The 8650-nt window shown below is 54.0% G+C and carries 8 protein-coding genes; all 8 read left to right on the top strand.

Annotated elements, in window-relative coordinates; genetic code table 11:
- Positions 1 to 65: 65 nt before the first annotated feature.
- A complete protein-coding gene (gene rbfA, locus JTI98_RS02305; RefSeq protein ID WP_042998283.1) occupies positions 66 to 467 on the top strand; it encodes a 30S ribosome-binding factor RbfA in 402 nt (133 codons plus the stop codon).
- Complete coding sequence (truB, locus tag JTI98_RS02300) at positions 467 to 1411, top strand: tRNA pseudouridine(55) synthase TruB (protein WP_044328584.1); 945 nt, start codon at positions 467 to 469, stop codon at positions 1409 to 1411. The genes rbfA and truB overlap by 1 nt, the downstream gene beginning before the upstream one ends.
- A 149-nt stretch (positions 1412 to 1560) precedes the next feature.
- Positions 1561 to 1830 (top strand): 30S ribosomal protein S15, encoded by a 270-nt coding sequence (rpsO, locus tag JTI98_RS02295; RefSeq protein ID WP_000059465.1) that lies wholly within the window; start codon positions 1561 to 1563, stop codon positions 1828 to 1830.
- A 245-nt stretch (positions 1831 to 2075) separates the two neighbouring features.
- Positions 2076 to 4211 (top strand): polyribonucleotide nucleotidyltransferase, encoded by a 2136-nt coding sequence (gene pnp, locus JTI98_RS02290; protein ID WP_216081888.1) that lies wholly within the window; start codon positions 2076 to 2078, stop codon positions 4209 to 4211.
- Positions 4212 to 4320: 109 nt separating this feature from the next.
- Positions 4321 to 5205, top strand: a complete 885-nt coding sequence (nlpI, locus tag JTI98_RS02285; protein WP_042998280.1) for a lipoprotein NlpI — start codon at positions 4321 to 4323, stop codon at positions 5203 to 5205.
- 105 nt (positions 5206 to 5310) lie between these two features.
- Positions 5311 to 5391, top strand: a complete 81-nt coding sequence (gene yrbN / locus JTI98_RS02280; RefSeq protein ID WP_010723222.1) for a protein YrbN — start codon at positions 5311 to 5313, stop codon at positions 5389 to 5391.
- The gene (gene deaD / locus JTI98_RS02275; protein ID WP_042998279.1) at positions 5384 to 7261 is read left to right on the top strand and encodes an ATP-dependent RNA helicase DeaD; all 1878 of its coding nucleotides are present in this window, start codon (positions 5384 to 5386) and stop codon (positions 7259 to 7261) included. Before yrbN ends, deaD begins: the two co-directional genes overlap by 8 nt.
- A 143-nt stretch (positions 7262 to 7404) precedes the next feature.
- Positions 7405 to 8649: a tryptophan permease gene (gene mtr / locus JTI98_RS02270; protein WP_044263633.1), complete on the top strand. Its 1245-nt coding sequence runs from the start codon at positions 7405 to 7407 to the stop codon at positions 8647 to 8649.
- The last annotated feature ends 1 nt before the right edge of the window (position 8650 follow it).

Here is an 8650-nt window from a genome sequence, read left to right as displayed (position 1 = left end):
AAGCGCCACCCGGCAATAATTTTTAAAAGGGGCTTAGGGCCCCTTTTTTGTCTGGAGAATTTATTATGGCGAAAGAATTTGGTCGCCCGCAGCGCGTGGGACAGGAGATGCAAAAAGAGATCGCAATCATCCTGCAGCGCGAAATTAAAGACCCGCGTCTGGGCATGATGACCACCGTTTCCGGTGTCGAAATGTCTCGCGATCTGGCGTATGCCAAAGTGTATGTCACCTTCCTGAATGACAAAGATGAAGACGCTATCAAGGCAGGCATCAAAGCGTTACAGGAAGCGTCCGGCTTCATCCGTAGCCTGCTGGGTAAAGCGATGCGACTGCGTATCGTGCCGGAACTGACCTTCTTCTACGATAATTCGCTGGTGGAAGGGATGCGCATGTCCAACCTGGTGACCAACGTGGTTAAACATGATGAAGAACGTCGTGTAAACCCGGACGACAGCAAGGAGGACTAATGAGTCGTCCTCGTCGTCGTGGTCGCGACATTCATGGTGTCCTGCTGCTGGATAAGCCGCAGGGCATGTCCAGCAATGACGTACTGCAAAAAGTTAAACGCATTTATAACGCCAATCGCGCCGGGCATACCGGGGCGCTGGATCCGTTAGCGACCGGCATGCTGCCGATTTGCCTCGGGGAAGCGACCAAGTTTTCGCAGTATCTGCTGGATTCTGACAAGCGTTATCGGGTGATTGCCCGTCTGGGACAGCGTACAGACACGTCGGATGCCGATGGGCAAATCGTACAGGAGCGCCCGGTCACCTTCACCCCTGATCAACTGGCGGCCGCGCTGGACACGTTCCGCGGTGATATCGAGCAGGTGCCATCGATGTATTCGGCGCTGAAGTATCAGGGTAAAAAACTGTACGAATACGCGCGTCAGGGCATTGAAGTGCCGCGTGAAGCCCGACCGATTACCGTTTACGAGCTGTTGTTTATCCGTCATGAAGGGGATGAACTGGAGCTGGAAGTGCACTGTTCGAAAGGCACTTATATTCGTACTATTATTGACGATCTGGGTGAGAAGCTGGGATGTGGCGCGCATGTGATCTTCCTGCGTCGTCTGACGGTCAGCAAATATCCGGTGGATCGTATGGTCACGCTGGAGCGTCTGCGTGAAATGGTCGAACAGGCGGAGCAACAGGGGATCCCGGCAGCACAGTTGCTTGATCCGCTGTTGATGCCGATGGACAGTCCGGCATCGGACTACCCTGTCGTTAATTTGCCGCTAACCTCATCGGTTTACTTCAAAAACGGTAACCCGGTTCGCACGAACGGCGCCCCGCTGGAAGGGTTAGTCCGTGTCACGGAAGGTGATGACGGTAAATTTATCGGTATGGGCGAGATCGACGACGAAGGTCGCGTGGCGCCTCGCCGATTAGTGGTGGAGTATCCGGCGTAGCACGGGTTCGTCTTGCGATAAGAAGGCGCTACGAGTAGAATACTGCCGCTTAACGTCGCGTGAATTTTTTAACAGTTCACCTGGCGTACACTGGGAACGCTGAATTAGAGATCGGCGTCCTTTCATACTTAATACTTTGGAGTTTTAAAATGTCTCTAAGTACTGAAGCTACAGCTAAAATCGTTTCTGAGTTCGGTCGTGATGCAAACGACACCGGTTCTACCGATGTTCAGGTTGCACTGTTGACTGCACAGATTAACCACCTGCAGGGCCACTTTGCAGAGCACAAAAAAGATCACCACAGCCGTCGTGGTCTGCTGCGCATGGTTTCTCAGCGTCGTAAACTGCTCGACTACCTGAAACGTAAAGATGTTGCACGCTACACCGCGCTGATCGAGCGTCTGGGTCTGCGTCGCTAATTCTTGCGAGTTTCGTAAAAGGGGGCCTTCATGGCCCCTTTTTTCAAGCAGATGGCAGCAATTCACTGGAAACTATTGTATTGTTGCTATGAATGATCTTCCGTTGCAGAGGTTCGCGCGGCTAATGAGAGGCTTTACCCAATTTCGTATGGGTTAGGGTTGTCATTAGTCGCGAGGATGCGCAGAAGATCGGGTATTAACGGCGATTCAGTCTGTGTCGCCAAAAAATTGGAAAGGATATTATTTTGCTTAATCCGATCGTTCGTAAATTCCAGTACGGTCAACATACCGTTACGCTGGAAACCGGCATGATGGCCCGTCAGGCCACTGCCGCTGTTATGGTTAGCATGGATGACACGGCGGTATTCGTGACCGTTGTCGGCCAGAAAAAAGCGAAGCCGGGCCAGGACTTCTTCCCGCTGACCGTTAACTATCAGGAGCGTACCTACGCTGCTGGCCGCATCCCAGGCAGCTTCTTCCGTCGTGAAGGCCGTCCAAGTGAAGGCGAAACCCTGATCGCGCGTCTGATTGACCGCCCGGTTCGCCCGCTGTTCCCGGAAGGTTTCGTGAACGAAGTTCAGGTTATCGCAACCGTCGTTTCCGTTAACCCGCAGGTTAACCCGGATATCGTCGCGATGATCGGTGCCTCTGCTGCACTGTCTCTGTCTGGTATTCCGTTCAACGGCCCAATCGGTGCAGCACGTGTGGGTTATATCAATGACCAGTACGTACTGAACCCGACTCAGGACGAGCTGAAAGAGAGCAAGCTGGATCTGGTGGTTGCCGGTACCGAAGCCGCCGTACTGATGGTTGAATCCGAAGCAGAACTGCTGAGCGAAGACCAGATGCTGGGTGCTGTCGTGTTTGGTCACGAACAGCAGCAGGTGGTTATCAAAGAAATCAACGAACTGGTGAAAGAAGCCGGTAAACCACGTTGGGACTGGCAGCCGGAAGCAGTGAACGAAGCGCTGAACGCGCGCGTTGCAGCCCTGGCAGAATCTCGCCTGAGCGACGCTTACCGCATCACCGACAAACAAGAGCGTTATGCTCAGGTTGACGTGATCAAGTCTGAAACCATCGCAACGCTGGTTGCAGAAGATGAGTCCCTGGACGCTAACGAACTGGGTGAAATCCTGCACGCAATCGAGAAAAACGTGGTGCGTAGCCGTGTACTGGCCGGCGAGCCGCGTATCGATGGCCGCGAAAAAGACATGATCCGTGGTCTGGACGTGCGTACTGGCGTACTGCCACGTACCCACGGTTCCGCATTGTTCACCCGTGGCGAAACTCAGGCGCTGGTTACCGCAACTCTGGGTACCACCCGTGATGCGCAGAGCCTCGACGAACTGATGGGCGAGCGTACTGACAACTTCCTGTTCCACTACAACTTCCCTCCGTACTGCGTCGGCGAAACCGGCATGGTCGGTTCTCCGAAGCGTCGTGAAATTGGTCACGGTCGTCTGGCGAAGCGCGGCGTGCTGGCAGTGATGCCGGATCTGGATAAATTCCCGTACACCGTGCGTGTGGTTTCTGAAATCACCGAATCCAACGGTTCTTCTTCCATGGCTTCTGTGTGTGGTGCCTCTCTGGCGCTGATGGACGCAGGCGTGCCGATCAAAGCGGCCGTTGCGGGTATCGCGATGGGTCTGGTGAAAGAAGGCGACAACTACGTTGTTCTGTCTGACATCCTGGGCGACGAAGATCACCTGGGCGATATGGACTTCAAAGTTGCGGGCTCCCGCGACGGTATCTCTGCGCTGCAGATGGATATCAAAATTGAAGGTATCACCAAAGAGATCATGCAGGTTGCTCTGAACCAGGCGAAAGGTGCGCGTCTGCATATCCTGGGCGTGATGGAACAGGCGATTAACGCGCCACGCGGCGACATTTCTCAGTTTGCACCGCGTATCCACACCATTAAGATCAGCCCGGACAAAATCAAAGATGTGATCGGTAAAGGCGGTTCTGTGATCCGTGCGCTGACCGAAGAGACTGGCACCACCATCGAAATCGAAGATGACGGTACCGTGAAAATCGCAGCAACCGACGGTGAAAAAGCGAAATACGCAATTCGCCGTATCGAAGAGATCACCGCAGAAATCGAAGTGGGCCGTATCTACAACGGTAAAGTGACCCGTATCGTCGACTTTGGTGCGTTCGTTGCCATCGGCGGCGGTAAAGAAGGTCTGGTACACATCTCGCAGATCGCAGATAAGCGCGTTGAGAAAGTGACCGATTACCTGCAGATGGGCCAGGAAGTACCGGTTAAAGTTCTGGAAGTTGACCGCCAGGGCCGTGTACGTCTGAGCATTAAAGAAGCAACTGAACAATCTCAGCCTGCCGTAGCACCGGAAGCTCCGGTAAGCGAACAGGGCGAGTAAGGTTGCCATTTGCCCTCCGCCGTTGCGGAGGGCTTTTAACCTGGCAGGACGCCTTGTTAGCAACCGGGGAACAGGACGTTCAATTAATCGTTGTCTTCGGGAGTGGGAAATGAAGCCTTTTTTGCGCTGGTGTTTCGTGGCAACAGCACTCACGCTGGCTGGATGCAGTAACTCCACCTGGCGTAAGAGTGAAGTCCTCGCAGTACCATTGCAACCGACTTTGCAGCAGGAAGTGATTCTGGCACGCATGGAACAAATTCTTGCCAGTCGGGCTTTAACCGATGACGAACGCGCACAGCTTTTATATGAGCGCGGAGTGTTGTATGATAGTCTCGGTCTGAGGGCATTGGCGCGAAATGATTTTTCACAAGCGCTGGCAATCCGACCTGATATGCCTGAAGTATTCAATTACTTAGGCATTTATTTAACGCAGGCAGGCAATTTTGATGCTGCCTATGAAGCGTTTGATTCTGTACTTGAGCTTGATCCAACTTACAACTACGCGCACTTAAATCGCGGTATCGCATTGTATTACGGCGGTCGCGACAAGTTAGCGCAAGATGATCTGCTGGCGTTTTATCAAGACGATCCCAATGATCCTTTCCGCAGCCTGTGGCTTTATCTCGCCGAGCAGAAGCTCGATGAGAAGCAGGCAAAAGTCGCGCTGAAACAGCGCTTCGAGAAATCGGATAAAGAACAATGGGGATGGAACATTGTCGAGTTCTACTTGGGCAACATTAGCGAAGCAACGCTGATGGATAGGCTCAAGGCGGACGCAACGGATAACACCTCGCTCGCTGAGCATCTCAGTGAAACCAACTTCTATTTAGGTAAGTACTACCTAAGTCTGGGGGATTTGGACAACGCTACGGCATTGTTCAAACTGGCGGTGGCTAACAACGTTCATAACTTTGTTGAGCACCGATATGCATTGTTGGAATTATCGCTCCTGGGCCAGGACCAAGATGACCTGGCAGAATCGGACCAGCAATAGCTGACGTACACATCAGCCCGTAATCTTTTTGATTGCCATCACCTTCGCGGGTGAGGGCGTTGTTGTTCGTTAATACACCTACTTTGAGCCGGTTCACACTTTTCAATGAAAATTGCAGATCAATTTCATGATGAGTTATGTAGACTGGCCGCCATTAATTTTGAGGCACACGTACTACATGGCTGAATTCGAAACCACTTTTGCAGATCTGGGCCTGAAGGCTCCTATCCTTGAAGCCCTTAACGATCTGGGTTACGAAAAACCATCTCCAATCCAGGCAGAGTGCATTCCGCATCTGCTGGGCGGTCGCGATGTTCTGGGTATGGCCCAGACCGGTAGCGGCAAAACGGCAGCGTTCTCTTTACCGCTGCTCAACAATCTTGATCCTGAGCTGAAGGCACCTCAGATTCTGGTGCTGGCACCGACCCGCGAACTGGCGGTTCAGGTAGCCGAAGCGATGACGGATTTCTCTAAACACATGCGCGGCGTGAACGTGGTTGCCCTGTACGGCGGCCAGCGTTATGACGTGCAGTTACGCGCCCTGCGTCAAGGGCCGCAGATCGTCGTCGGTACGCCGGGTCGTCTGCTTGATCACTTAAAACGCGGTACCCTGGATTTGTCTCGTCTGAGCGGTTTGGTACTGGACGAAGCCGATGAAATGCTGCGTATGGGCTTCATCGAAGACGTTGAAACCATCATGGCGCAGATCCCGGAAGGTCATCAGACCGCTCTGTTCTCTGCCACCATGCCGGAAGCGATTCGTCGCATTACCCGCCGCTTCATGAAAGAGCCGCAGGAAGTGCGCATTCAGTCCAGCGTCACTACCCGTCCGGACATCAGCCAGAGTTACTGGACTGTCTGGGGCATGCGTAAAAACGAAGCGCTGGTGCGTTTCCTGGAAGCGGAAGATTTTGATGCGGCGATTATCTTCGTTCGTACCAAAAACGCGACTCTGGAAGTGGCTGAAGCGCTGGAGCGTAGCGGCTATAACAGCGCCGCGCTGAACGGCGACATGAACCAGGCGCTGCGTGAGCAGACCCTGGAACGTCTGAAAGACGGTCGTCTGGATATTCTGATTGCAACCGACGTTGCGGCCCGTGGCCTGGACGTTGAGCGTATCAGCCTGGTCGTAAACTACGATATCCCAATGGATTCCGAGTCTTACGTTCACCGTATCGGTCGTACCGGTCGTGCGGGTCGTGCAGGCCGTGCGCTGCTGTTCGTTGAGAACCGCGAGCGTCGTCTGCTGCGTAACATTGAACGCACGATGAAGCTGACCATTCCGGAAGTTGAACTGCCGAACGCAGAACTGTTGGGCAAACGTCGTCTGGAAAAATTCGCGGCTAAAGTACAGCAGCAGCTGGAAAGCAGCGATCTGGATCAGTACCGTGCGCTGCTGGCGAAACTGCAGCCGACGGCGGAAGACGAAGAGCTGGATATCGAAACTCTGGCTGCCGCTCTGCTTAAGATGGCGCAGGGCGAACGTCCGCTGATTCTGCCGCCAGATGCGCCGATGCGTCCGAAGCGTGAGTTCCGCGACCGTGACGATCGTGGTCCGCGCGACCGTAACGATCGTGGCCCGCGTGGCGACCGTGAAGACCGTCCGCGTCGTGAACGTCGTGACGTTGGCGATATGCAGCTGTACCGCATTGAAGTGGGTCGTGATGATGGCGTTGAAGTTCGTCATATCGTTGGCGCGATTGCAAACGAAGGCGACATCAGCAGCCGTTACATTGGTAACATCAAGCTGTTCGCTTCGCACTCCACCATCGAACTGCCGAAAGGTATGCCGGGTGAAGTCCTGCAGCACTTTACGCGCACTCGCATCCTGAACAAGCCGATGAACATGCAGCTGCTGGGCGATGCACAGCCGCACACTGAACGTCGTGGCGGTGGTCGTAGCTTTGGTGGCGAGCGTCGTGAAGGCGGTCGTGGCTTCGGCGGTGAGCGTCGTGAAGGCGGTCGTGGTGATGGTCGTCGTTTCAGCGGCGAGCGTCGTGAAGGTAGCCGTGCACCACGTCGTGAAGAAGGTTCCAGCCGTCGTCGTGACGCGTAAACTTCTTGCTTACTGACGTAAAGTAATAGATACAGCCCCGGTAAAACTATCGGGGCTTTTTTTATTTCATTTGTACTATTGTACTGGTACAGTGCAACGCATTAAAATGCGGTCACAACATTATTCGCTGGAGAAATCGCTAAATGGCAACACTAACCACCACCCAGACATCACCTTCGCTGCTCGGCGGCGTGGTGATCATCGGCGGCACCATTATCGGCGCAGGGATGTTCTCTCTGCCGGTGGTCATGTCCGGGGCGTGGTTTTTCTGGTCAATGGCGGCGCTGGTCTTTACCTGGTTCTGCATGCTGCATTCCGGTTTGATGATCCTCGAAGCCAACCTCAACTATCGTATCGGTTCAAGCTTCGACACCATCACCAAAGATCTGTTGGGCAAAGGCTGGAACGTCGTCAACGGTATTTCTATTGCCTTCGTGCTCTATATCCTGACCTACGCCTATATTTCGGCGAGCGGTTCGATTTTGCACCATACCTTCAGCGAAATGTCGCTGAATGTGCCTGCGCGTGCGGCAGGATTTGGCTTTGCCCTGTTGGTGGCGTTTGTGGTGTGGTTGAGCACCAAAGCGGTGAGTCGCATGACGGCGATCGTGCTGGGTGCGAAAGTCATTACTTTTTTCCTGACCTTCGGCAGTCTGCTCGGGCACGTCACGCCGACCACGCTGTTTAACGTCGCGGAAAGTCACGCCTCTTATACGCCGTACCTGTTGATGACGCTGCCATTCTGTCTGGCGTCATTTGGTTACCACGGTAACGTCCCGAGCCTGATGAAATACTACGGCAAAGATCCGCGCACTATTGTGAAGTGCCTGGTCTACGGTACGCTGCTGGCACTGGTGCTCTACTCCGTCTGGTTGCTGGGGACGATGGGAAACATTCCGCGTCCAGAGTTTATCGGTATCGCGCAGAAGGGCGGCAATATTGATGTGTTGGTTCAGGCGCTAAGCGGCGTGCTGAACAGTCGCAGTCTGGACCTGTTGCTGGTGGTGTTCTCCAACTTTGCGGTGGCGAGTTCATTCCTCGGCGTGACGCTGGGACTGTTTGACTATCTGGCGGATCTGTTTGGTTTCGATGATTCGGCGCTGGGGCGCTTCAAAACGGCGCTGCTTACCTTTGTGCCGCCAATCGCCGGTGGGTTGCTGTGGCCGAACGGTTTCCTGTATGCCATTGGTTATGCAGGACTGGCGGCGACCATCTGGGCCGCGATTGTTCCGGCGCTGCTGGCACGTAAATCGCGTCAGCGCTTTGGTAGCCCGAAATTCCGTGTCTGGGGTGGTAAGCCGATGATTGTCCTGATTCTGGTTTTTGGTGTCGGTAACGCGCTGGTACATATCCTGTCGAGCTTTAATTTATTGCCTGTGTACCAGTAAG

The organism is Citrobacter sp. MGH 55, assembly GCF_016906145.1.
Taxonomy (GTDB): Bacteria; Pseudomonadota; Gammaproteobacteria; order Enterobacterales; family Enterobacteriaceae; genus Citrobacter_A; species Citrobacter_A amalonaticus.
The sequence above is the reverse complement of the archived record's forward strand: the minus strand, read 5'-3'. Positions and strand labels throughout refer to the sequence as shown.

Bases quoted from the DNA above. Each gene is read 5' to 3' on its own strand.
- rbfA (WP_042998283.1), top strand. From the start codon at position 66: ATGGCGAAAGAATTTGGTCGCCCGCAGCGCGTGGGACAGGAGATGCAA.
- truB (WP_044328584.1), top strand. From the start codon at position 467: ATGAGTCGTCCTCGTCGTCGTGGTCGCGACATTCATGGTGTCCTGCTG.
- rpsO (WP_000059465.1), top strand. From the start codon at position 1,561: ATGTCTCTAAGTACTGAAGCTACAGCTAAAATCGTTTCTGAGTTCGGT.
- nlpI (WP_042998280.1), top strand. From the start codon at position 4,321: ATGAAGCCTTTTTTGCGCTGGTGTTTCGTGGCAACAGCACTCACGCTG.
- yrbN (WP_010723222.1), top strand. From the start codon at position 5,311: ATGAAAATTGCAGATCAATTTCATGATGAGTTATGTAGACTGGCCGCC.
- deaD (WP_042998279.1), top strand. From the start codon at position 5,384: ATGGCTGAATTCGAAACCACTTTTGCAGATCTGGGCCTGAAGGCTCCT.
- mtr (WP_044263633.1), top strand. From the start codon at position 7,405: ATGGCAACACTAACCACCACCCAGACATCACCTTCGCTGCTCGGCGGC.